Below are 21,772 nucleotides of genomic sequence, written 5' to 3'. Positions count from 1 at the left end.
CCATGGCCGTTCACGATCTTTTGACCCAGGAAGAAATCGACGCCCTGTTGCACGGCGTCGACGACGGAGACATCGGCACCGAATCGGAGATCGACTTCCGGAGCGGCGAGGCGCGGCCCTACGATTTCACCAGCCAGGACCGCATCGTGCGCGGGCGGATGCCCACGCTGGAGATGATCAACGACCGTTTCGTGCGCCATTTCCGCATCAGCCTGTTCAACCTGCTCAGGCGTTCCGCGGAGATTTCGGTGTTGGGCGTTCAGGTTCTGAAATTTTCGGAATACATACACAGCCTGTTCGTGCCCACCAATCTGAACGTGATCCGGCTCAACCCGTTGCGCGGCCGGGGATTGATGGTCATGGAGCCGACCCTGGTGTTCACCGTCGTGGACAATTTTTTCGGCGGCAGCGGGCAGTTCTACAACAAGATCGAGGGGCGCGAATTCACCCCGACCGAGATGCGGATCATTCAGATGCTGCTCGATTTGATTTTCAAGGACATGAAGGAAGCCTGGGCGCCGGTCATGCCGATCGAATTCGAATACATGGGATCGGAGGTGAACCCGCAGTTCGCCAACATCGTGAGTCCGGCCGAGGTCGTCGTGATCTCCACGATCCATATCGAACTGGAAGGCGGGGGAGGCGATCTGCACATCACGCTGCCGTATTCCATGATCGAGCCGATCCGGGAGCTTCTGGACGCCGGCATCCAGGGCGATAGAAGCGAGGACTCGGACGATCGCTGGCGCACGGCGCTGCAATCGGAAATCCTGGATGCCGAGGTCGAAATGCACAGCACCCTGGTCGAAAAAACCTTGTCCCTGGAGGACATGCTGCGGCTGAAAGCCGGCGACGTGATTCCGATCGAAATGCCGGAAACCATTACGCTCGTCGTCGACGACGTACCCGTGTTCCGGGGCAAGGTCGGAATATCGCGGGGCAATTATGCCGTGCAGATTCTGGAGAAGGTCAGCCGTACCAGCGGCGATAAAGAGCGATTGATCGGGATATTGGGAGGCGGAGGCGAACGAATATGAGCGACGAACTGGAAGAACCGATGGAAGGAGCGGACGGAGCCGGCGAATCCGAGCATTTCGCCGACGATTGGGCGGCCGCCCTGATGGAACAGCAGGAAGCCGCCCAAAAAATGGCGGAGCCGCCGCGGCAGTCGGCGCCGAGAGCGGAGCCCGCGACCTTCGAAGATCTCGGGAAATCGCCGCCGGGAGCCGGCACGGCGAAATCCGAAGACATCAACCTGGACGTGCTGCTGGACGTGCCGGTGACGATCGCGATGGAAATCGGGCGCGCCAAGATCAACATCCGCAACCTGCTGCAACTGGCGCAGGGCTCGGTGGTCGAACTGGACCGGCTGGCGGGCGAGCCGATGGATGTGCTGGTGAACGGCACCTTGATCGCTCACGGCGAGGTGGTGGTGGTCAACGACAAGTTCGGTATCCGCCTCACCGATGTCATCAGCCCCGCGGAGCGGGTGAGAAAGCTGAAATGAAGGCGCGTTTTCTTGCCGCGCCGCTGTTGACGACGATGTCGCCGGTCCTGCAAGCCGAGACCGTTTCCGCCCTGCCTTCGGCGGATATGGCGAAGAGCCTGGCCGGGTTGCTGGCGGTACTGGCGGTCATTTTCGCCCTGGCCTGGCTGCTGCGGCGATTCGGCAGCTTCTCCCGGCTCGCGCCCGGAAGCTTCCGCGTGCTGGCCGCGGTGTCGCTGGGATCGCGGGAGCGGGTCGTGCTGTTGCAGGCTGGGGGGAAGCAACTGGTGCTGGGCGTGGCGCCCGGGCGGGTCGAGACCTTATGCGTTCTGGAGGATTCGGAAATTATCCCGGTCGAGGGCGGCGCGCCGGCAGCCGAGGCCGGGGCCTCGTTCGTGGAGCGTCTGCAGGAGCTGACGGGGCGGCGGGCATGAACCGGCGGTTGCGCTCCTCTTTGACGTCTCTCGGGATGATTTCGGCCGTGTTCGCGTTGTCGACTCTCCCGGCGCAAGGCGCTCCCGGCATCGAAGCCTTCACCGTGGCCGCCGACGGCCGGGGCGGACAGACCTATACGGTCACGATACAGGTTCTCGCGCTGATGACGGCGCTGACCGTGCTGCCCGCGCTGTTGCTCAGCATGACCTCGTTCACCCGGATCATGATCGTTCTGGCCATCTTGCGGCAGGCCCTGGGCGCCGGGCAAACGCCCAACAATCAGGTGTTGCTCGGCATTTCGCTGTTTTTGACCCTGTTCACCATGCTGCCGGTGTTCGAGCAGGTGAACGATCAGGCCTTGCAGCCGTATATGAAAGAACAGCTCGCGCCGGGCGCGGCGCTCGAACGCGCCGCGGTCCCGTTCCGCCGGTTCATGCTCAGACAGACCCGGGAAACGGATCTCGAGGTGTTCGCGCGCATTTCCGGAAAAGGGGACATCGCGAGTCCCGAGGAAACGCCGTTTTCCCTGCTGGTGCCGGCCTTCATGATCAGCGAGCTGAAGACGGCCTTTCAAATGGGATTTCTCCTGTTCCTGCCGTTTCTGATCATCGACCTGGTGGTGGCCACCCTTCTGATGTCGATGGGCATGATGATGCTGTCTCCCATGATCGTTTCGCTGCCGTTCAAGCTGCTGCTGTTCGTTCTGGTGGACGGCTGGGCGCTGGTGGTCGAGACCTTGGCGGCCAGTTTTTTCGTCGAGTAAATTTTTAGATGACACCCGAAACGATAGCCGCTTTAGGCCAGCAGGCGATGGTCGTCACCCTGCAGATCGGCGCGCCCATGCTGCTCGCGACGCTGGCCGTGGGCCTTGCGGTTGCCTTGTTCCAGGCGGCCACCCAGATCAACGAAATGACCCTCACCTTCGTGCCCAAGCTCATCGTCATGGCGATCGTGCTGATGCTGGCCGGCCCCTGGATGCTGCAACTCCTGATCGATTACACCCGGTCGCTGATCCGCAGCATACCCGGCTTGATCGGTTGACGGCATGCCGGCGCAGTTCGGCGAAAGCCAGCTCCTGGCGATGATCGCCGGCGTCGCCTGGCCTTTTTTGCGGGTCGGCGCCCTGTTTCTCGCGATCCCCGTTTTTACCGGGCATATGGTGCCGGTCCGCGTTCGCGTCATGCTGGCAGCGTCCATCACCTGGCTGATCGCGCCGACCTTGCCGGCCATGCCCGATGCGGCCCTGTTCAGCCTGTCCGGTTTCTGGATCGCGGTTCAGCAATGCCTGATCGGCCTCTCGATCGGCTTCGCTTTGCACCTGGTGTTCGAAGCCATCGTTTTCGGCGGGCAGAGCATCGCCTACAGCATGGGGCTGGGTTTCGCATCGATGATCGATCCGCAGACCGGCGTGCAGGTTCCGGTGATCGCCCGGTTTTACCAAATCCTGGCGACGCTGCTGTTTCTCGCCTTGGACGGTCATCTGGTATTGATCCGCTTGCTGGTCGACAGCTTTCAAATCCTGCCGGTCGGATTCGAGGGATTGAGCGCCGACGGCATGCGGCGGCTGGCGCTATGGGCGAGCCGCTCGTTCGCGGCCGGCGTCCTGCTTTCGCTGCCCTTGGTGACGGCTTTGCTGCTGGTCAACCTGGGATTCGGCGTGGCCAGCCGCGCGGCGCCCCAGCTCAATATTTTCTCGGTGGGGTTCCCGATCAGCCTGGGACTGGGGCTGTTTCTGATCGGCATCAGCCTGCCCGACGTCCTCGGTCTTTTCTCGGGTTTTCTCGACGAAGGCTATCGGTTGATGAGCGAGATTTTGCGGTAGGGCAGCGCATCATGGCCGAAGAATCCGATCAGGAACGAACAGAAGACCCTACCGGCAAACGCCTGAGCGATGCTCGGAAGAAGGGACAGATTCCGCGTTCCCGCGAACTGAATACCCTGGTTCTTCTGCTGACCGGTTCGGCAGCGATATTGGTCTTCGGCGGCGGCATAGTGCAAAGCCTGTGGAACGTGATGGAGGGCGATTTTCGCCTGAGCCGCCGCGATCTTTTCGATCCCGCGGCGCCGCTCGCGCATCTCGTCCGCGACTTGCTGGCGGCGGGCCAGGTTCTGCTTCCGATTCTCGGCCTGGCCGTGCTGGCCGCTCTGGCCGCGCCCATAATGCTGGGCGGATGGAATTTCAGCGGCGAAAACCTGATCCCCAAGCCGGAAAAGCTCAATCCGATGAAAGGACTGGCCCGCATGGTTTCCATGCAGGCTCTCGCGGAAGTCGTGAAGTCGGTATTGAAATTTCTTCTGATCGGCTCCGTGACCGCCGGACTGTTGACGGCTTATTTCGACGATCTGGTCGGTCTCGGCCGTTTGTCCTTGTTTCCGGCGGCGAACGAGGTCGCGCGCCTGGTCATGACGTTCATGTTCTGGCTGTGCGCTTCGCTGGGGCTGATCGCGGTTCTGGACGTGCCTTTCCAGCTCTGGAGTTACAAGCGCCAGCTCAAGATGACGCGCCAGGAGGTCAGGGACGAAATGCGCGAAACCGAAGGCAAGCCGGAAGTCAAAGGCCGGATTCGCAGTTTGCAGATGGAACTGGCGCGCCGCCGCATGATGGACGAGGTGCCCAAGGCGGACGTGATCGTGACCAACCCGACCCACTACGCGGTGGCCCTGAAATACGACCAGGCCAGCATGAAAGCTCCGAGAGTGGTGGCCAAGGGCGCGGATCTGGTGGCGGCGCAGATCCGGAACCTGGCGGTCGGCGCCGGCGTGCCGCTGCTTTCCGCGCCGCCGCTCGCCCGCGCGCTCTATGCATCCACCGAACTCGGCCGCGAAATACCCGCCGGTCTCTATTTCGCGGTCGCCCAGGTTCTGGCTTACGTCTACCAGCTCAAGGCGGCCCGGGTTTTCGGCGGCGAGATTCCGACGCCGCCGACCGACTTCAAGGTTCCGGAAGAGTTCCTGCGCCGGTCCGTCGACGCGTAGCCCGCGCGTGGCCTGAGTTTTTTCCGCGGCCGTCCGGTCGGCACGAAACGTGATTGCCTTCGGTGTCATCGAAGGTTTTGCACGGTTTTCGTCATGGCCGCAACGGTATTGGAAAGAATCAAGGTCGTCGGCAATCTCGGCTTGGGCGCGCCTCTCGTCATCCTGCTCATGATGATGATGATGGTGCTGCCGCTGCCGCCGTTCGTTCTCGATCTGCTGTTCACGTTCAACATCGCGTTTTCGCTGCTGATCCTGCTGGTGACGATCTATACGTTGCGCCCGCTGGATTTCGCCGTGTTTCCGTCGGTTCTTCTGGTCGCGACGCTGCTCCGGCTGAGCCTCAACGTGGCCTCGACCCGCGTGGTTCTGCTCGAGGGACACAAGGGCCCGGATGCGGCCGGCAAGGTGATCGAGGCGTTCGGCGAATTCGTGATCGGCGGCAATTACGCCGTCGGTCTGGTGGTGTTCATTATTCTGGTCATCATCAATTTCGTGGTCGTGACCAAGGGCGCCGGGCGCGTCTCGGAAGTCAGCGCGCGCTTCACCCTGGATGCGATGCCGGGCAAGCAGATGGCGATCGACGCCGACCTCAACGCCGGTCTGATCAACCAGGACGAAGCCCGGGCCAGGCGGCAGGAAGTCTCGCGCGAGGCCGATTTCTACGGATCGATGGACGGTGCCAGCAAATTCGTCCGCGGCGATGCCGTGGCCGGCATCCTCATTCTGCTCATCAATGTCGTCGGCGGCCTGATCGTCGGCATGCTGCAGCACGGGCTGCCGTTTTCCGAAGCCCTGCACAATTACACCCTGCTCACCATCGGCGACGGCCTGGTGGCCCAGATTCCCTCGCTGTTGCTGTCGGTCGGGTCGGCCATGATCGTGACCCGGGTGTCCAGCAGCAGTGAAAACATCGGCGCCCAGTTCAGCGCCCAGTTTTTCGCCGATCCCAGACCTCTCGGGCTTTCCGCGGGCGTGGTCGGGCTGTTGGGGCTGATTCCCGGCATGCCGAATTTCGCCTTTCTGCTGCTGGCCGGTGCTATGGGCGCGTCGTCCTATGCCATTTTCAAGCGCCAGCGGCAGGAGCGCGCGCTGGCGGAAACGCGGGTCGCGGCCCGGCCGCCGGCGCCCGAAGCGAAAGAACTCGGCTGGGACGACGTCATGCCGGTGGACCTCATCGGGCTGGAAGTGGGCTATCGGCTCATCCCGCTGGTCGACAAGAATCAGGGCGGTCAGCTCATGCCGAAGATCAAGGGCGTGCGCAAGAAGCTGTCCCAGGATCTCGGTTTTCTGATTCCCTCGGTGCACATCCGGGACAATCTGGATTTGACCCCCAACGCTTATCGCATCAGCTTGCTCGGCGTCACGGTGGGCGAGGCCGAAGTGTTTCCGGATCGATTGATGGCGATCAACCCCGGACAGGTGTACGGCACGCTGAAAGGCGTCGAGGGCAAGGACCCGGCTTTCGGCCTGGAGGCCGTCTGGATCGAGCCGGATCAGCGCGATCATGCCCAGACGCTGGGCTATACCGTGGTCGATCCCGGCACGGTGGTGGCCACCCATCTCAGTCATTTGCTGCAATCCCACGCCCATCAACTGCTCGGACATCAGGAAACGCAGCAGTTGCTCGACCTGCTCGCCAAATCGATGCCCCGCCTGGTCGAGGATCTGACGCCGAAAATCCTGCCCCTCGGCGTCATCGTCAAGGTGTTGCAAAACCTCCTTCAGGAGAACGTGCCGATCCGCGATATGCGGACCATCGCCGAAACTTTGGCGGAGTTCGGCGGCAGAAGCCAAGATCCCGGCGTTTTGACGGCGGTGGTGCGGGCCGCGCTGGGACGGCTGATCGTCCAGAAAATCAGTGGGATGGAAAAAGAAATTCCGGTTTTGACGCTGGATTCGGATTTGGAACAGTTGTTGCAAAAAATACTGCAAACGGCCGGTCAGGATGGCGCCGGCATCGAGCCCGGACTGGCGGAGCAGATTCACAAATCCCTGCAAGACAAGGCTCAGAAACTGGAAATGGAAGGACACCCCGCCATTTTGCTGGTGTCGTCGCCGGTGCGGACCTGGCTGGCGCGCTTCGTGCGCCATTCCATCCCGGGGCTCAGCGTTCTGGCGTACAACGAGATTCCGGAAGACCGGCAGGTCCGGGTGGTGGCCAGCATAGGCCAGCGCGGCTGAAAGACTTGAGGCATAGGCATGAAGATCAAACGATATTTCGCACCCGATATTCGTCAGGCGATCCGTATGGTCCGCGAAGAGCAGGGGCCGGACGCCGTCATCCTGTCCAACCGCAAGGTGGACGGCGGCGTGGAAATCGTAGCGGCCCGCGACTTCGACGAGCAACTGCTGCTGAATCGCGCCAAATCGGAGCCGCGCGGCGAACCGGCCGGCGCCGAAGCGTCCGGGAAAGCCGAGGCCGACGCGAAGCGCCGCGCCGAAGGCGCCTTTCGCGAGGCCTTGGGCAAAAGCCCGGCTGTAGCAGACATGCGCAGACCGGTTCCGCAAATGACGAAAAGGGAGGATCGGGGCGTTCCTGCGGCCGAAAATCCGGTTTCTCGGCCTCGGCAGGAGTGCATGGACACGGCGGCCGTCCGGCCGCCGGAACCGGTCAAGCCGGGTGTCGACGCCGAGGCGTTCAGAGAGATGCAGCGCGAACTCCGGCAGATGCGGCGAATGATCGATGCCCATTTGAGCGAAGCCGGCTGGCAGAACGCGGCGAGCCGAAACCCGGCCCGGCTGGAATTGCTGCGCCGTTTCAGCGCGCTCGGATTCTCCAGGAACATCAGCCAGGACCTGGCCGAGCGGCTGGGCGGCGTCGACGATCTCGATCTGGCGTGGCAGGCCGGGCAGGACATCCTGTCACGGCAGATTCCGTTGGCCGAGGACAATCTGCTCGACTACGGCGGCGTCGTCGCACTGGTCGGACCGACGGGCGTCGGAAAAACGACGACGATCGCCAAGCTGGCGGCCCGCTTCAGGCTCAAGCACGGGCCCCGGCAAATCGCGCTGATCACCACCGACAACTATCGCATCGGAGCCCACGAACAGCTCGGCACCTACGGCCGCATCCTCGACGTGCCGGTCCGGGCCGCCTCCAGCATCGAGGATCTGCGTCAATTGCTGTCCGGTTTCTACGATAAGCGTCTGGTGCTCATCGACACCGCCGGCATGGGGCAGCGGGACCGGCGTCTGGCCGAGCAAATCGCCCTGTTCGGCCGCGCCGGGGTGCCGGTCAGATCGTATCTGGTCATGTCCGCGGCCAGCCAGTTGCGCGTCATGCAAGAGGCGGTGGCGTCCTTTCGTGGCTTTTCCCCGGAAGCCTGCATTCTGACCAAACTGGATGAAACCGACCAATTGGGCGCCGCGGTGTCCGCCGTGGTGGAAAACCGGCTTCCCGTCGCCTTCGTGTGCGACGGACAACAGGTCCCGGAAGACCTGCACGTGGCCAGAACTCACCTATTATTAAACCGGTGTTTCGCCGAGCGGTCCGGCGCCGAAGATGCCGGCGCTCCGATGCCTTCCTACGAAGACTGGATAGCCCATGCGAATGTTTGACACAGACCAGGCCGACGGAATCCGGCGGATGGCCCAGCCCAGGCCGGTGCGCGTTTTGGCCGTGAGTAGCGGCAAGGGGGGCGTCGGCAAGACCAACGTCGCGGTCAATCTCGGCGTCAGCCTGTCCGAACTCGGCCGGCAAGTGGTTCTGCTCGATGCCGATCTGGGGCTGGCGAACGTGGACGTGCTGCTGGGCTTGCAGCCGAAATACAACTTGTCCCACGTGTTGAGCGGCGAGCGCAGCTTGGACGAAATTCTCGTCGAAGGGCCGTCGGGGCTCAAGATCGTGCCGGCCTCGTCCGGCATCCAGCGCATGTCGGAGCTCACGTCCGCGGAACAGGCGGCGGTGATTCGCGCGTTCGGGGAGATGAGCCAGGATATCGACGTGCTGCTGGTCGACACCGCGGCCGGCATTTCGGGAGGCGTGGTCAATTTCGCGCGCGCCTGCCAGGACATCGTCCTGGTGGTTTGCGACGAGCCCACGTCGCTCACCGACGCCTACGCCTTCATCAAGTTGCTGAACCGGGACTACGGCGTCTATCGGTTCCAGATCTTGACCAACATGGTCCAGGACTTTCAGCAGGGCCAGGCGCTGTTCGGCAAGCTGTGCCGGGTGACCGACCGCTATCTCGACGTGACGCTCGATTTCCTGGGCGCGGTGCCTCGGGACGAGCAATTGCGGCGGGCGGTCCAAAGGCAAACCCCGGTGGTCGTCGCCTATCCGCAAAGCAAGGCGTCGCGGGCGTTTCGCGCCTTGGCGCTGAAGATGGACGCCGCGCCGATCTCGGGGCAGGCCAGCGGCCGGCTGGAGTTCTTCGTCGAACGGATGATTCAGTACACCCGCGCGGCGGCCTCATGAGCGGCATCGCGTTGTACGCTTCGGTACAGGCGCCAGGCGTGGATGCCGTCGTGGCGCAATATGCGGCGCTGGTGAAGCGGATCGCCTACCATCTCATGGGGCGGCTGCCGTCCAGCGTGCAGGTGGAGGATTTGATCCAGGCCGGCATGGTGGGGTTGCTGGAGGCGGCCCGCCAGTACGACCGCACGCAAGGCGCGAGCTTCGAAACCTATGCCGGGATTCGGATACGCGGCGCCATGCTGGACGAACTCCGGCGCTACGACTGGACGCCGCGTTCGGTGCACCGCAAGGCCCGCGACGTGGCCGAGGCGATGCGGATCATCGAGGCCAGAACCGGCCGCGACGCCCGCGCCGCCGAAGTCGCCGAGCACCTGGGCCTATCCCTCTCCGAATACCATCAGGTTCTTCAGGACGCCTTGAGCTGCCGTATTTTCAGCATCGAAGAACTGTCGGAGGCCGGCGATTCGATCCTGGACGATTGCGCGGATTCGGCCGCGCCGCCCGTCGACATACTGACCCAATCCGGGTTTGCGGAGGCATTGGCAGAGGCCATCTCGGGGCTGCCGGAGCGGGAGAAATGGGTGGTTTCGCTTTATTACGAAGAGGAACTCAACTTGCGCGAAATCGGCGAAGTGCTGGGAGTCAGCGAATCCCGTGCGTGCCAGATTCAAGGCCAGGCCATGCTGCGTCTTAGGGCGAGGATGCAGGACTGGCTGGATGCGGAGCAATCCGCCGCAACCTCTTCGAAACGTCGGCGAAAGGCCGTGCAGGCCTGAAGCCTCATATACCCATAAGAAAAAACAGTCAACCGGAATGCGAGGTGAGCGCCCTTGAACAAGAACATGAAAATCCTGGTCGTGGATGACTTTTCCACCATGCGCAGGATCATCAGAAACCTGCTGCGGGAGCTCGGGTTCAACAACATCTTCGAAGCCGACGACGGGCAGAGCGCCCTGCCCAAGCTGCGGGCGGGAGGGATCGATTTTCTGATCACCGATTGGAATATGCCCGGGATGACGGGCATCGATCTGCTGCGCGCGGTACGCGCCGACCCGAAGCTGGCTCAGTTGCCGGTGTTGATGGTGACCGCCGAGGCGAAGCGGGACCAGATCGTGGAGGCGGCCCAGGCCGGCGTGAACGGTTATGTGATCAAGCCGTTCACCGCGGCTACGCTGCAAGAGAAGATCGAAAAGATTTTCGAACGCCTGGAAGCCTGATCGGATCTTCGGAGAGGCCAATGACTGACAAGCAATCGCCCGTCGACGGGCGGATCGAACAGGCGCGGGCGCTTTTGGCGGCTCTGGAGCGGGGCGACGACGAGTCGGCCGACCGCATTCTCGACGAGATCGGCCGTGTTCGGGAGACCCTGATGTTTCAGGAAGTCGGCAAACTGACCCGGCAACTGCACGACACGCTGGCGAATTTCGCTCTGGACGAAAAAATCGCCGATCTGACGGAAAAAGAGATTCCGGATGCGAAACAGCGCCTCAATTACGTCATCGCCATGACCGAGCAGGCGGCGAACACCACGCTGAACGCCGTCGAATCCATCTTGCCGCTTGCCGAAAGCCTTCGCGACCGGTCGGACGAACTGGGCGGCCGGTGGCGGCGCTTTCGCCAGCGGGAAATGCCTTACGAGGAATTCAAGTCCCTGAGCCAAGACCTGGCGGAGCATTTCGCCGCCGCTGCGGAGCATTTGCAGACGGTGCAGCACAGCCTCACCGAAGTGCTCATGGCGCAGGGGTTTCAAGACCTCACCGGCCAGATCATCCGGCGCGTGATCAAGCTCGTGCAGGATCTGGAGCGCAGTCTGGTCGAGCTGATCCGGATATCGGGACGGCGCTTCAAGTCTTCCGGCGAGAGCGTGCCGGAAGCCGCGCCGGCAGCGCTCGGTCCCGCCGTTCCGGGGGTGGACGAGGATACCGTGCGGAATCAGGACGACGTGGACAGCTTGCTGTCGAGTCTGGGCTTCTGAAGGTAGCGCGTCATGGCAGTCGATCTCGACGACGAAATCGTTCAGGACTTCCTGGTGGAAGCCGGAGAGATACTGGAAAAGCTCAACGCCCAATTGGTCGAGCTGGAACAGTCGCCGGACGATTACGATTTGTTGAATGCCATTTTTCGCGGCTTTCATACCGTCAAGGGCGGCGCGGGTTTTCTCAATCTGGCCGCCCTGGTGGACGTTTGTCACAACGCCGAAGACGTGTTCAACGTGCTTCGGCAGGGTGAGCGGCGCGCCGATCCGGCTTTGATGGACGTCATTCTCGAGGTTCTGGATGTCGTCAATGCCATGTTTCGGGACATTCGGTCCGGGCACGACCCGGAACCGGCCGACCGGTCGCTGATCGATCGGCTGAAGATTCTCGCTCGGCCGGAAACCGATTCTGCCCCGCAAGTTCCGGCGGCCGTGGAATCCGCGGCTGTTCCCCAGGCCGCTTTCAAGGCCGTTCCGTCCGCGATGAATGTCGTGGAACAGGCGCTTGCGGAGATGCTGGAACCCGCCCGAGACGACGTTCCGGACGAACCGGAATGCGAGCAATCGGCGGACGAGCCGGAGCGCGCTTCGCCCGCCGCGGCGATCGAAGCGGAAAGTCCGGGCGCCGATGATATCACCGAGGAAGAGTTCGACCGGCTGCTGGACGAGATGGGCGGAGAGAGCAAGCCTGGCGGCGTTCTCGATGCGGACGCGTCAAAGGTTTCGAATTCGGACGGCGAGATCACCGAGGAGGAGTTCGAAAGCCTGCTGGACGAGCTTCACGGCAAAGGCAGGCACAACGGAAGGCCGAGCGCCGCGCCCGCCGTTGCGCCGAAGCCTCCGAGGGGAAGCGACGACATCACCGATGACGAATTCGAAAGCCTGCTGGACGAGCTTCACGGCAAGGGCAAGCACAACGGCGTTCCCAAGAAGACGATAGCGCGTCCGGCCGCGGTCGATCCTCCGGCGCCGGCGAAAGTCGGGGGCGCGGCTCAGGACCCGGTCAAAACGATCAAGGCGCCGGTCGCCGCGGCGGCGGAAACCACGGTGCGCGTCGACACCCAGCGCCTCGACGAAATCATGAACATGGTGGGCGAACTGGTCCTGGTCCGTAACCGTTTCCAGACTCTCAAGACCGCGCTCGGCGACGAAGAGATCGCCAAGGCGGTCGCCAATCTGGACGTGGTGACCTCGGATCTTCAGTTGTCGGTCATGAAGACGCGCATGCAGCCGATCAAGAAAGTGTTCGGGCGGTTTCCGCGCGTGGTGCGGGACCTGGCCAGAAGTCTCGACAAGGAGGTACGGCTCGAATTGCGCGGCGAAGAGACCGATCTCGACAAGAACCTGGTCGAGGCCCTGGCCGATCCCTTGGTGCATCTGGTTCGCAACGCCGTCGACCACGGCATCGAGACGCCCGAGGCGCGGGTTGCGGCGGGCAAGCCGCGCGAGGGTTCGGTCGTTTTGACCGCGTCGCAGGAAGGCAATCACATCGAATTGACCATCGAGGACGACGGCAGGGGCATGGACCCGGGCGTGCTTCGGCGCAAGGCCGTGGAAAAAGGATTGATGGACGAGGAAAGCGCCGCGCGCCTGGACGACAGAGACTGTTACAACCTGGTTTTCATGCCCGGCTTTTCCACCAAGTCGGAGATTTCCGATGTTTCCGGGAGAGGCGTCGGCATGGATGTGGTCAAGACCCGGATCGCTCAGATGAACGGCTCGGTCGCCATCGATTCGGTCAAGGGGAAGGGCAGCCGCATCACCATCAAGCTGCCGTTGACGCTGGCCATCATGCCGACCCTGATGGTCAGGCTGAACGAGCAGCCCTTCGCCATTCCGCTGGCGAACGTCGTCGAAATTCTCGACCTCGATCTCGGCAAATCCAATACGGTGGACGGACAGTTGGTGGTCCTGGTCCGGCAACGGGCGTTGCCGCTGTTTTATCTCAAGGAATGGCTGGTTCCGGGCTACCGGCACGACAGAAAGCGCGACAGGGAACCCGGTCACGTGGTGGTGGTGAATGTCGGCGGACGGCACATCGGGTTTGTGGTCGATCACCTGGTCGGGCAGGAAGAAGTGGTCATCAAGCCTTTGGGCGCGAAGCTCGAAGGCGTAGCCGGAATGGCCGGCGCCACGATTACCGGCGACGGCAAAATCGCCCTCATCCTGGATGTGCCCGGCTTAATGAAACGGTACGGCCCGTTGCGTTAAACATAGAGCAGCTGAGAGGTTTTCATGACAATCCGGGTTCTGGTGGTGGACGATTCGGGCTTCATACGCCGCAGGCTGACCGAAATCCTCGGCGCCGACGGCGATATGGAGGTCGTGGGATGCGCCGCCGACGGCGCCGAAGCTGTGCAGAAGGCGGCATCCCTCAATCCGGACGTCATCACCATGGACGTGGATATGCCGGTGATGGACGGCATTACCGCGGTGCGCCGCATCATGAAGGATCAGCCGACGCCCATTCTGATGTTTTCCGCATCCACCAAGGCGGGCGCCAAGGCCACCCTGGACGCGCTCGAAGCCGGCGCGATGGATTTCATGCCGAAACAATTGCAGGAAATCAGCGGCGATCAGGACTTGGCCAAGCGCATCCTGCGGCGCCGCGTCCGCGATCTGGCTGAGCAGGCCGGTAAATTCAGGCGGCTCGGCCGGTTGTCGAAGCCCGCCGCTGCCCCGGCCGTTGCCGGGCCGTCAGCCGCTAAGTCGCAAATCCGGGATTTCCGTTTGCTGGCGATCGCCGCTTCCACCGGCGGCCCTGTGGCCATCCAGAAGATTCTGACGCAGATTCCGGAGACCGCTTCGGTTCCCATCCTGCTGGTCCAGCACATGCCGGGAAATTTCACCGGCAGCTTCGCCGAACGACTGGATCAGATTTGCCGGATTCGAGTCAAGGAAGCCCGGAACGGCGACGAACTGAAGCCCGGCGTCGCGCTTTTGGCGCCCGGCGGCTTTCAACTGGAACTGAGCGAGCGCGGGGCGCGCAAGACGGTCGTCGTCCGGGAAAGCGAAAGCGGGGAGCATTTCCGTCCCAGCGCCGATGTGACGTTCAGCTCCATAGCCAGAAGCATGCCCGGCAAAGTGCTCGCCATCGTGCTGACCGGGATGGGATCGGACGGGAAACTCGGGGCGGAAAAGCTGAAAGCCAAAGGCGCGGTCATCTGGGCTCAAAACGAGCAGAGCTGCGTCGTTTACGGTATGCCGAAAGCCGTCGTCGACGCCAGGCTGGCCGACTGCGTCTACGATCTCGATGAAATGGCCGGCGAGTTGAAGAATCTCTGAGTATGGATCCTTTAAGCATCATCGGAGTGACTCTCGGGCTCGTCGCCGTGCTGGGCGGCAACTGGCTCGAGGGCGGGCACATCGCCTCGCTGCTGAACGGCCCGGCGATGGTGATCGTATTCGGCGGGACGCTGGGGGCGACGCTGTTGCAGACGCCGCCGGCGGTGTTTTTGTATGCCGTCAAAATGCTGAAATGGGTTTTCATGACGCCGCCGATCGATCATCAGGAGCGAATCAAGAAAATCGTCGGCTGGAGTGCGCTGGCGCGGCGGGAAGGTTTGCTCGGCCTGGAAACCTTCATCGGCGACGAGAGAGAACCGCTGGCGAAAAAAGGGCTTCAGTTGCTGGTCGACGGCAACGAGCCCGAGGCGATCAGAGACAGCCTGGAGGTCGAAATCTACGCCCGGCGCCAGCGGGAACTGAGCGCGGCCAAGGTGTACGAGGCCATGGGCGGTTACGCGCCAACCGTCGGAATCATCGGCGCGGTCATGGGATTGATCCACGTGATGCAGAATCTGTCGGACCCCGGCAAGCTGGGGGCCGGCATCGCCACGGCGTTCGTGGCTACGATCTACGGCGTCAGTTTCGCCAATCTGATCGTTTTGCCTATCGCCAACAAGCTGAAATCCCGCGCGCAGGCCAACAACCAGGCGCGGGAACTGATTCTGGAAGGCATCATCTCGATCGCGGAAGGCGAGAATCCGCGGAATATCGAGATGAAGCTGACCGGTTTTCTCGACGGGTGACGACGCTATGGCGCGACGCAGGCATTCGGAAGAAGAGCATGAAAATCTGGAGCGCTGGCTCGTGTCCTACGCCGATTTCATTACGCTCCTGTTTGCGTTTTTCGTCGTGATGTATGCGATTTCTTCGGTCAACGAAGGCAAATATCGGGTGTTGTCGGAGTCGCTTTCCTCGGTATTCAAGGAGCCGCAGAAAGATCATGACCTGAGTCACACGCTGGAGCCGATCCAAATCGGCCAGTTGAGGAAAGGGGAGGATCTTTTCGGCGAGCCTTCGACGCCGGGCGGCTCGATATCGTCCGAGAGCGTGATCGGGCCGGCAGGCGATGATTCCGAAGCGGAGCGGGCCCGGCTGGGAGGGGTGGCGGGCCGGATCGAAGCGGCTTTGTCGCCGTACATTCAGGACGATCTGGTCGCCGTCAAGCGTCATGAGCTCTGGGTGGAGGTCGAGATGAAGAGCGGCATGTTCTTCTCCAGCGGCAAGGCCGATCTTTCGAAAGAGTCTCTGCCCATGCTTTACCGAATGGCCGAAATTTTCCGCGAAATCGACAACACCATTCATGTCGAGGGCCATACCGACAATGTGCCGATCAATACGTCCGAATTTCCGTCCAATTGGGTTCTGTCTTCCGCCCGCGCCGCCGTCGTGGTCAACCAGTTGATGAGCAACGGCATCGATCCGCGCCGGATGGCGGCCATAGGTTATGGCGAATATCATCCGATTGCCGACAATCGGACCGAGGAAGGCCGCTACCAAAATCGGCGGGTGGTGATCGTCCTGATGTCCGACGGAGCGGCCCGCTACAAGCTTTCTTCCGGTGACCGAATCCAGGACCTCGACGCGCCCCCGAAGCCGGTGGCCGCGGGTTCGTCCACTCCTCCGGCGGAGGCCATAAATCCATGAAAATCTGGGCCGTATCCAACCAGAAAGGCGGCGTCGGCAAGACTACGACGGTCGTGACCTTGGGCGGGATTCTCGCGTCTCGCGGATACCGTACGCTATTGATCGATCTCGATCCCCACGGTTCCCTGACCAGCTATTTCAGAATGAACCCGGATCAAATCGACATCAGCGTCTACAACCTGTTTCAGGATGCGATAGCCAAGAAAAAGCTGTTTCCGGCCCCTTACATCGTTCCTACCTCATTCGAGGGACTGTCGGTACTGCCGGCTTCCACCGCCATCGCGACCGTCGAGCGGCAGGGCGGCGCCGGGGGCATGGGGTTGGTGATCGCCAACGGCTTGGCGGCCGTTCGCAAACAGTACGATTTCGTGCTGATCGACAGCCCGCCCATGCTGGGCGTGCTGATGGTGAACGCTCTCGCCGCTTGCGGACATCTATTTATACCGGTATTGTCCGAATTTCTCGCGCTCAAGGGCCTGGAGCGCATGCTGCATACGCTCGACATGATCGGCAAATCCCGGAAAACGCAGATGAACTACACCATCGTTCCCACCTTGTTCGATCGGCGCACCCGCGCATCGACGCAAACCCTTCGGATAATGCGCGAGCGTTATGGCGATCAGGTGTGGGGCTCCGTGATACCGGTCGACACGCAGGTGCGGGAAGCGAGCGACGCCGGAGTTCCGCTGTCGTGCTACATGCCCAGATCCAAAGCCGCCACCGCCTATGCCGAACTCCTCGATCATATCTTGTCGCAAGACCGCTTCCGTCGGGATGAACCGGCTCTGGCCACTGCATGAGAGCCGTTAGCCTCGGGCAAGATGCGGCCGGACGGTAGGAGCGGGCACTCGTTTTTTATCTGCGAGGCCTGCCGAATCGCGCCTATGGGCAACCGGAAACGGTGTCGGCCGGGCTCATCGAAAGACAGAACGGATTCGGGTCGTCCACCGGGGCTTTGTGATTTTCATGATGACACTAGAAGCAAGAGGGTGATATGAGCGAAGCGTTGGAAAAACGCAGTGATCCGGTGAATCGGTGGGTCACGTTTCGTTTGGGCGAGGAAACCTACGGCATTAATGTGATGCAGGTGCAGGAGGTGCTGCGCGTCAGTGAAATCGCTCCGGTTCCGGGAGCGCCGGATTACGTGGTGGGCATCATCAATTTGCGCGGCAACGTCGTTACCGTAATCGATACCCGGAAGCGCTTCGGACTGCTTCCGAAAGAGCCGGACGACGCCTCGCGAATCGTCATTATCGAAGCGGAAGATCAGGTTATCGGCATCCTGGTCGACAGCGTTGCCGAGGTCGTCGAGCTCAGAGGGTCGGAAATCGAATCGGCGCCCAGCGTCGGCAATGAAGAAAGTGCCCGATACATCCAGGGCGTGACGAGTCATGGCGGCGAATTGCTGATCCTGGTCGACCTCAACCAGTTTTTAAACGACGAAGACAAGGCCGCGCTCGATCTGCTTTAACCCATGTCGCAAGGGAACGGTGAAAGGATCATGGTTGAAATTCATCCTGTCGAGCGCGTGGGACCTTTGCCGGCCGTCGAAAAGGCTGAACGAGACGAACGCCGAAAACGGCAAAACGCCGATTTGCACGAAAAGAAAAAAACGGAGCCGGCGGATAGTCGCGATTCGCCGCCCCATGTCGATGAATACGCCTGATGGACTGGCATCTCCCATATTTTATTCTGATCGGACTGATCGTCGTGCTATCGGCGGGAATGCTCGCGCTGGCACGGGCTTACCTGATGCTGCGGCGCGATCATGCGTCATTGGCCGCCGTGCTGGCCAAGCAGCAAAACGATTTGAACGGGCTGTCGGCAGCCGCGGTACAGGTGGACCGGCGCATGCTCGATCAAGAGCGGCGGCTCCGCGAGTGCGACGAGAAGGTGACGTCGCTGTCCTTGCAGGATACGGGCTATCAACCTTATCGCGCCGCGATCGAAAGACTCAAGGACGGCATCGATCCTCGGGAACTGGTGTCCGAACTGGGGCTTTCCCTGCCCGAGGCAGACTTGCTGGCGCGTCTCTACGCGCAGAAACGGAACTGATACCGATTCGCCAAAAAGGGGCTTGGTTTGTTCGGGTGTTTTTCTCGGCCTGAAGAGCATGATCCCAGAAACGGCAATTGACTGCCGGGATGGCGTAGAAACGTCTCACGGATTCCGACTCTCTTTCTTTCTACCGACGGCACCGCTTGGATGCGCCGTTACGTACCCGCCCGCCGCACACTCGAGCACGCCCAACGGCCGTTTCCAGATGATTGCTCGAACCGGTTGTCGAGAACGATTCCCGGAATTGTGAATCGAATACCGGAATGCGTGATTTGACGGTCACGCATTCCGTTTGTTGCTCAAACGCAAAATCGTCGCAGGGCAGCAACTAAGCGTAGCGTTTCGCCTGGAAATTTATGATATAGTCGCGGCGATTTCGACTTCGGACTTATGGGGAAAACCATGTTTCTTCAGTTTATTCTGGGATTATTTCTGGTTGCTTTAGCGCCGTTGTCCGTCGCCGCCGATGCTGGCGCGGATGCGAAAAAAACCGTAGACCTGCTCAATACCACGCTTATTCAGGTCATGAAAGACGCTAAACAATTGGGATACCAGGGACGGTATAAGAAGCTCGAACCGGTAGTCAAGGCTGTGTTCGAGTTTGAAGCCGTTTCCCAGATTGCGCTTGGCAATCACTGGAAAAAGCTGGAAAAGCAACAAAAAACGGCCTTTGTCGAGAAATTGACCGATCTCAGCATAGCCACCTATGCCGCTCAGTTTAATGGGTATTCGGGGGAGGAGTTCAAGTACGATTCCGCCCAAGACATGAAGAGCGATCGTGTGCTGCTGCGTTATTTTCTCACCGCGCCCGGCGAGAAACCCATTAAATTCGAATACGTGGTAAATCAGTTCAACGGGCAGTGGCACATCATCAACATCGTCGTCGACGGCATCAGCGATTTGGCGCTCAAGAAGGCGCAATACACCAGCGTCATCGACCGCGAGGGATTCGATAGTCTTCTGAACAAGCTGTCCCAGAAGATCGCCGATTATTCCAACAACAATTCGACTTCCGGATAAAAACGGCGGTCATGCGGACGGGATAAAAACCTCCGTAGGAACCCTCTTTTCGAGAACGCCCCGCTTTGAGCGGGGCGTTCTCATTTCGGGCGGAGGCCGATTCGAAGCTCATGCGAGCGTTCTCCGGGATGCCGGCGCGATTTCGAGCTTTGCGGCGCGGCGACGCCGTCGCAAAGGAGATGGAAAGAGATTGTCCCGGTGCGGCCGCCGGCGGTAGACATTCGCACGAACGTTGACCGTATCCGATATTTGAGGCTGACAACGCAGGGAAGCTCGGCATGGTTCCTGTCCGGGAGCGGGCGACTTCGGATGTAGCCCGCAAACGAAAAGGCCCGTCGCTTGGACGGGCCTTTCGCTCGGGCCGGCAGACTTGCGGTACGGCCTCGCTCGTTCGGCTTCAGAACAGCGGTTCGCGATAGAACAGCAATATATTGCCGATCAGGAACATGGCCGATATGGATACGAAACCGGCGATTTTTCCTTCCGAAAACCCGCCGTAATTTTCGTCGGTTCCCGCCAGACGGAGTTCCAGCCAGCGCCCGCTGGCCATGATTACGGAAAGCAGCCCCATCGCCGTGTGTGTCGACTGGATGAGGTATTCGCTCTTCAGTTCGAACTCGGCATGCGCGTGGGTGAGCAGCAAAATGCCCCCAAACGCGCACAATATGGGAAACAGATAACGTAATCGTTGGGCGTTCCGATTGGTGCGCGTGCGCATTTCCATGACGCCCAATGCGAAGGCCAGAAGCGTGGCGATACGATGCTGGAATACCTCGCCGTTGCCGAAAGTGCTCTCCCAAAAACCGATGGGACCCAAAGGCCAAGTTTCGGCATCGCTGCGGAAAAACAGAAAAATGCTCAATCCCACGAACCCGAGAGGCCAATATCGGGCCCATTCAAACCGCTTGTTATAGGACAGCATGGCGATGAGCGCCATGATCGTCAGGAACAGGCCCGATATGTTGTGATTGTAGTCCGACCACTCCGTGGCCGCGGGCGACGGGATCTTGTTGACCACCGCCACGCGCCCCGGCTCTCCGGCCAGCAGTTGTTCGTGGGTCGGCGAAGAAAGACGAGGAACGCGCGGAACGAACATCTCGGCGACTTCGGAGACGGTCGCGGACAGTTCCTTGATGTCTTCGGAAGGCGGCTGAGACGATAAAGTGGCGGCAATGAAGAGTATCCCGACCAATATGAAAGCCTCGGCCTCGATGTAATGCGGAACTTTTCGATCCAGCGCCTCCGTCTGCCGTTCTCTCAGCCACAGCCGGCCGGCCCGATGGTTCAGATAAGCAAAGCCGAGGGCGATGATCAGAAGGATGACTTTGGTGACGACCAGGCTGCCGTAACCGGTCCCGAAAAGACCGTTCCAACTGCCGATATAAGTCCAGGCCAGCGGAAGCCCCGTGATCAGGAGCATGGCCACGGAACTGGCGCCGAGCCAACCGAAACGGGCGACGGCGAGCGGCCAGAGCGCTTTGGCTTCCTGCGACCGCCGGCTCATTTGCCAAAGCGACAAGAGTTGCGCGACGCCGCCGAACCACACGGCCGCCGCAAACTGGTGGAGCACGGTCACGGTCATGAGCGTCCCCCTGTCTTCGAAGCGGCCCACGCCATGCACCAGCCAGGCGCCGGCAATCACCAGAGGCACGATCAAAATTGCGGCGAGATTCCAGGATGATCGTTTATCCGGTGTCTGACGCAACTGGCTGGCGACGAAGATCAAGCCCAGGGACAGCAGGAAGCGGATCAAACCGGCCTGAAACTGAACCGTGCCCACATACGCGTCGACCGGAAGTTCGCCCAGAACCGAAGCCAGAACCGCACCCTTGATGATCAATTTGAGTCCCTGGGTGACGGCCAGGGCAACGGCACCGGCGCGCAGCAGTTCGACCGACCGGCGGACCACGGATTCATGGACGACGAAGCCGGGCGACCAAACTCGGAGAATGAAGGCGCTCCAGAGCATGCTGCCCACGGCCAGGGCGTAGCTGATCAGAATCAGCCCGCCGAGGAAATCATCGATGAAATTGGCCAAGCCTTGCATGTACATAGGGATTACCGCGGTTCAGAGACGTGGAAACGGATGACGTTTTCCGTGAAGTGTCCATCCGCGGCGAACACCTTGTATTTCAAGGCGTATTCGCCCGGTTCGAGAGCCGGCACATGAATGTGCATCTCGCCCGGTTTCTTGCCTTTCTCGATCGGCATCGGGTGATAGACATCGCCTTTGCTGACCAGGAAGACTCGCGACAGCGGCAATTCCACGTTGGAATTGAAAAAAAGCACTACCGTCGTGGCGTGATTCGGCTGAATCGGGTTTTGAGTCAGCGAGGATTCGGTGACCACGGCGTGAGCCCAAGGCCGTTCGGCGTAAGCCAGGAGCAGACAAATGGAAAACAACAGGAAAACAAGCTTGTTGCTGCGAGAGGCGGTGGGGTGGTGCATGGTGCGTGCCGGTTTGATAGGTGGA

At 61.1% G+C, this 21,772-nt stretch carries 23 protein-coding genes; 21 read left to right on the top strand and 2 right to left on the bottom strand.

What is annotated here, in order from left to right; translation table 11 throughout:
* Window positions 1–2: 2 nt before the first annotated feature.
* The 21 genes from fliM to ACWJKU_RS13525 all read left to right on the top strand — a co-directional run bounded on the left by fliM (window position 3) and on the right by ACWJKU_RS13525 (window position 19,299).
* Window positions 3–1,037, top strand: a complete 1,035-nt coding sequence (gene fliM, locus ACWJKU_RS13625; protein ID WP_454142967.1) for a flagellar motor switch protein FliM — start codon at window positions 3–5, stop codon at window positions 1,035–1,037.
* Window positions 1,034–1,507 (top strand): flagellar motor switch protein FliN, encoded by a 474-nt coding sequence (gene fliN / locus ACWJKU_RS13620; protein WP_454142965.1) that lies wholly within the window; start codon window positions 1,034–1,036, stop codon window positions 1,505–1,507. The genes fliM and fliN overlap by 4 nt, the downstream gene beginning before the upstream one ends.
* Window positions 1,504–1,920, top strand: coding sequence for a flagellar biosynthetic protein FliO (gene fliO / locus ACWJKU_RS13615; protein WP_454142963.1), 417 nt, complete (start codon window positions 1,504–1,506; stop codon window positions 1,918–1,920). The genes fliN and fliO overlap by 4 nt, the downstream gene beginning before the upstream one ends.
* Entirely contained in the window at window positions 1,917–2,684 is a 768-nt protein-coding gene (fliP, locus tag ACWJKU_RS13610; protein WP_454142961.1) for a flagellar type III secretion system pore protein FliP, read from the top strand. The genes fliO and fliP overlap by 4 nt, the downstream gene beginning before the upstream one ends.
* An 8-nt stretch (window positions 2,685–2,692) precedes the next feature.
* Window positions 2,693–2,962, top strand: coding sequence for a flagellar biosynthesis protein FliQ (gene fliQ, locus ACWJKU_RS13605; RefSeq protein WP_454142959.1), 270 nt, complete (start codon window positions 2,693–2,695; stop codon window positions 2,960–2,962).
* Between the two features lie 4 nt (window positions 2,963–2,966).
* Complete coding sequence (gene fliR / locus ACWJKU_RS13600; RefSeq protein ID WP_454142957.1) at window positions 2,967–3,743, top strand: flagellar biosynthetic protein FliR; 777 nt, start codon at window positions 2,967–2,969, stop codon at window positions 3,741–3,743.
* An 11-nt stretch (window positions 3,744–3,754) separates the two neighbouring features.
* Complete coding sequence (gene flhB, locus ACWJKU_RS13595; protein WP_454142955.1) at window positions 3,755–4,897, top strand: flagellar biosynthesis protein FlhB; 1,143 nt, start codon at window positions 3,755–3,757, stop codon at window positions 4,895–4,897.
* A 93-nt stretch (window positions 4,898–4,990) separates the two neighbouring features.
* A complete protein-coding gene (gene flhA / locus ACWJKU_RS13590; RefSeq protein ID WP_454142953.1) occupies window positions 4,991–7,078 on the top strand; it encodes a flagellar biosynthesis protein FlhA in 2,088 nt (695 codons plus the stop codon).
* An 18-nt stretch (window positions 7,079–7,096) separates the two neighbouring features.
* Window positions 7,097–8,455: a flagellar biosynthesis protein FlhF gene (flhF, locus tag ACWJKU_RS13585; RefSeq protein ID WP_454142951.1), complete on the top strand. Its 1,359-nt coding sequence runs from the start codon at window positions 7,097–7,099 to the stop codon at window positions 8,453–8,455.
* Window positions 8,448–9,314, top strand: a complete 867-nt coding sequence (locus tag ACWJKU_RS13580; RefSeq protein WP_454142949.1) for a MinD/ParA family protein — start codon at window positions 8,448–8,450, stop codon at window positions 9,312–9,314. Before flhF ends, ACWJKU_RS13580 begins: the two co-directional genes overlap by 8 nt.
* Window positions 9,311–10,090: an RNA polymerase sigma factor FliA gene (locus ACWJKU_RS13575; protein ID WP_454142947.1), complete on the top strand. Its 780-nt coding sequence runs from the start codon at window positions 9,311–9,313 to the stop codon at window positions 10,088–10,090. Before ACWJKU_RS13580 ends, ACWJKU_RS13575 begins: the two co-directional genes overlap by 4 nt.
* Before the next feature lie 54 nt (window positions 10,091–10,144).
* Complete coding sequence (gene cheY, locus ACWJKU_RS13570; RefSeq protein WP_454142945.1) at window positions 10,145–10,531, top strand: chemotaxis response regulator CheY; 387 nt, start codon at window positions 10,145–10,147, stop codon at window positions 10,529–10,531.
* Between the two features lie 20 nt (window positions 10,532–10,551).
* Entirely contained in the window at window positions 10,552–11,289 is a 738-nt protein-coding gene (locus ACWJKU_RS13565; protein ID WP_454142943.1) for a protein phosphatase CheZ, read from the top strand.
* A gap of 12 nt (window positions 11,290–11,301) precedes the next feature.
* Window positions 11,302–13,500 (top strand): chemotaxis protein CheA, encoded by a 2,199-nt coding sequence (locus tag ACWJKU_RS13560; RefSeq protein WP_454142941.1) that lies wholly within the window; start codon window positions 11,302–11,304, stop codon window positions 13,498–13,500.
* A 24-nt stretch (window positions 13,501–13,524) separates the two neighbouring features.
* Window positions 13,525–14,574: a protein-glutamate methylesterase/protein-glutamine glutaminase gene (locus ACWJKU_RS13555; protein WP_454142940.1), complete on the top strand. Its 1,050-nt coding sequence runs from the start codon at window positions 13,525–13,527 to the stop codon at window positions 14,572–14,574.
* 2 nt (window positions 14,575–14,576) lie between these two features.
* On the top strand, window positions 14,577–15,320 hold the full coding sequence (locus ACWJKU_RS13550; RefSeq protein WP_454142938.1) for a flagellar motor protein: 744 nt from the start codon (window positions 14,577–14,579) through the stop codon (window positions 15,318–15,320).
* A gap of 7 nt (window positions 15,321–15,327) precedes the next feature.
* Window positions 15,328–16,221 (top strand): flagellar motor protein MotD, encoded by an 894-nt coding sequence (gene motD / locus ACWJKU_RS13545; RefSeq protein WP_454142936.1) that lies wholly within the window; start codon window positions 15,328–15,330, stop codon window positions 16,219–16,221.
* Window positions 16,218–17,021, top strand: coding sequence for a ParA family protein (locus ACWJKU_RS13540; RefSeq protein ID WP_454142934.1), 804 nt, complete (start codon window positions 16,218–16,220; stop codon window positions 17,019–17,021). The genes motD and ACWJKU_RS13540 overlap by 4 nt, the downstream gene beginning before the upstream one ends.
* Before the next feature lie 194 nt (window positions 17,022–17,215).
* Window positions 17,216–17,692, top strand: coding sequence for a chemotaxis protein CheW (locus tag ACWJKU_RS13535; RefSeq protein ID WP_454142932.1), 477 nt, complete (start codon window positions 17,216–17,218; stop codon window positions 17,690–17,692).
* A 194-nt stretch (window positions 17,693–17,886) separates the two neighbouring features.
* The gene (locus tag ACWJKU_RS13530; protein WP_454142930.1) at window positions 17,887–18,276 is read left to right on the top strand and encodes a DUF2802 domain-containing protein; all 390 of its coding nucleotides are present in this window, start codon (window positions 17,887–17,889) and stop codon (window positions 18,274–18,276) included.
* A gap of 405 nt (window positions 18,277–18,681) precedes the next feature.
* A complete protein-coding gene (locus ACWJKU_RS13525; RefSeq protein WP_454142928.1) occupies window positions 18,682–19,299 on the top strand; it encodes an HpnM family protein in 618 nt (205 codons plus the stop codon).
* A 397-nt stretch (window positions 19,300–19,696) separates the two neighbouring features.
* On the opposite strand, the gene ACWJKU_RS13520 is transcribed toward ACWJKU_RS13525, so the two are convergent.
* Complete coding sequence (locus ACWJKU_RS13520) at window positions 19,697–21,352, bottom strand: copper resistance D family protein (protein WP_454142926.1); 1,656 nt, start codon at window positions 21,350–21,352, stop codon at window positions 19,697–19,699.
* A gap of 5 nt (window positions 21,353–21,357) precedes the next feature.
* The gene (locus ACWJKU_RS13515; protein ID WP_454142924.1) at window positions 21,358–21,747 is read right to left on the bottom strand and encodes a copper resistance CopC family protein; all 390 of its coding nucleotides are present in this window, start codon (window positions 21,745–21,747) and stop codon (window positions 21,358–21,360) included.
* Between the last annotated feature and the right edge of the window lie 25 nt (window positions 21,748–21,772).

The organism is Methylocaldum sp. MU1018 (assembly GCF_053646775.1).
This window is presented reverse-complemented; position numbering and strand designations above follow the sequence as displayed.

Excerpts from the sequence above, each read along its gene's own strand:
- flhB (WP_454142955.1), top strand. The coding sequence starts at position 3,755 with ATGGCCGAAGAATCCGATCAGGAACGAACAGAAGACCCTACCGGCAAA.
- fliR (WP_454142957.1), top strand. The coding sequence starts at position 2,967 with ATGCCGGCGCAGTTCGGCGAAAGCCAGCTCCTGGCGATGATCGCCGGC.
- ACWJKU_RS13540 (WP_454142934.1), top strand. The coding sequence starts at position 16,218 with ATGAAAATCTGGGCCGTATCCAACCAGAAAGGCGGCGTCGGCAAGACT.
- ACWJKU_RS13535 (WP_454142932.1), top strand. The coding sequence starts at position 17,216 with ATGAGCGAAGCGTTGGAAAAACGCAGTGATCCGGTGAATCGGTGGGTC.
- ACWJKU_RS13575 (WP_454142947.1), top strand. The coding sequence starts at position 9,311 with ATGAGCGGCATCGCGTTGTACGCTTCGGTACAGGCGCCAGGCGTGGAT.
- ACWJKU_RS13525 (WP_454142928.1), top strand. The coding sequence starts at position 18,682 with ATGTTTCTTCAGTTTATTCTGGGATTATTTCTGGTTGCTTTAGCGCCG.
- ACWJKU_RS13530 (WP_454142930.1), top strand. The coding sequence starts at position 17,887 with ATGGACTGGCATCTCCCATATTTTATTCTGATCGGACTGATCGTCGTG.
- fliQ (WP_454142959.1), top strand. The coding sequence starts at position 2,693 with ATGACACCCGAAACGATAGCCGCTTTAGGCCAGCAGGCGATGGTCGTC.
- ACWJKU_RS13520 (WP_454142926.1), bottom strand. The coding sequence starts at position 21,352 with ATGTACATGCAAGGCTTGGCCAATTTCATCGATGATTTCCTCGGCGGG.
- motD (WP_454142936.1), top strand. The coding sequence starts at position 15,328 with ATGGCGCGACGCAGGCATTCGGAAGAAGAGCATGAAAATCTGGAGCGC.
- fliN (WP_454142965.1), top strand. The coding sequence starts at position 1,034 with ATGAGCGACGAACTGGAAGAACCGATGGAAGGAGCGGACGGAGCCGGC.
- fliM (WP_454142967.1), top strand. The coding sequence starts at position 3 with ATGGCCGTTCACGATCTTTTGACCCAGGAAGAAATCGACGCCCTGTTG.
- ACWJKU_RS13580 (WP_454142949.1), top strand. The coding sequence starts at position 8,448 with ATGTTTGACACAGACCAGGCCGACGGAATCCGGCGGATGGCCCAGCCC.
- ACWJKU_RS13565 (WP_454142943.1), top strand. The coding sequence starts at position 10,552 with ATGACTGACAAGCAATCGCCCGTCGACGGGCGGATCGAACAGGCGCGG.
- flhA (WP_454142953.1), top strand. The coding sequence starts at position 4,991 with ATGGCCGCAACGGTATTGGAAAGAATCAAGGTCGTCGGCAATCTCGGC.
- flhF (WP_454142951.1), top strand. The coding sequence starts at position 7,097 with ATGAAGATCAAACGATATTTCGCACCCGATATTCGTCAGGCGATCCGT.
- ACWJKU_RS13550 (WP_454142938.1), top strand. The coding sequence starts at position 14,577 with ATGGATCCTTTAAGCATCATCGGAGTGACTCTCGGGCTCGTCGCCGTG.
- fliP (WP_454142961.1), top strand. The coding sequence starts at position 1,917 with ATGAACCGGCGGTTGCGCTCCTCTTTGACGTCTCTCGGGATGATTTCG.
- ACWJKU_RS13560 (WP_454142941.1), top strand. The coding sequence starts at position 11,302 with ATGGCAGTCGATCTCGACGACGAAATCGTTCAGGACTTCCTGGTGGAA.
- fliO (WP_454142963.1), top strand. The coding sequence starts at position 1,504 with ATGAAGGCGCGTTTTCTTGCCGCGCCGCTGTTGACGACGATGTCGCCG.
- ACWJKU_RS13555 (WP_454142940.1), top strand. The coding sequence starts at position 13,525 with ATGACAATCCGGGTTCTGGTGGTGGACGATTCGGGCTTCATACGCCGC.
- ACWJKU_RS13515 (WP_454142924.1), bottom strand. The coding sequence starts at position 21,747 with ATGCACCACCCCACCGCCTCTCGCAGCAACAAGCTTGTTTTCCTGTTG.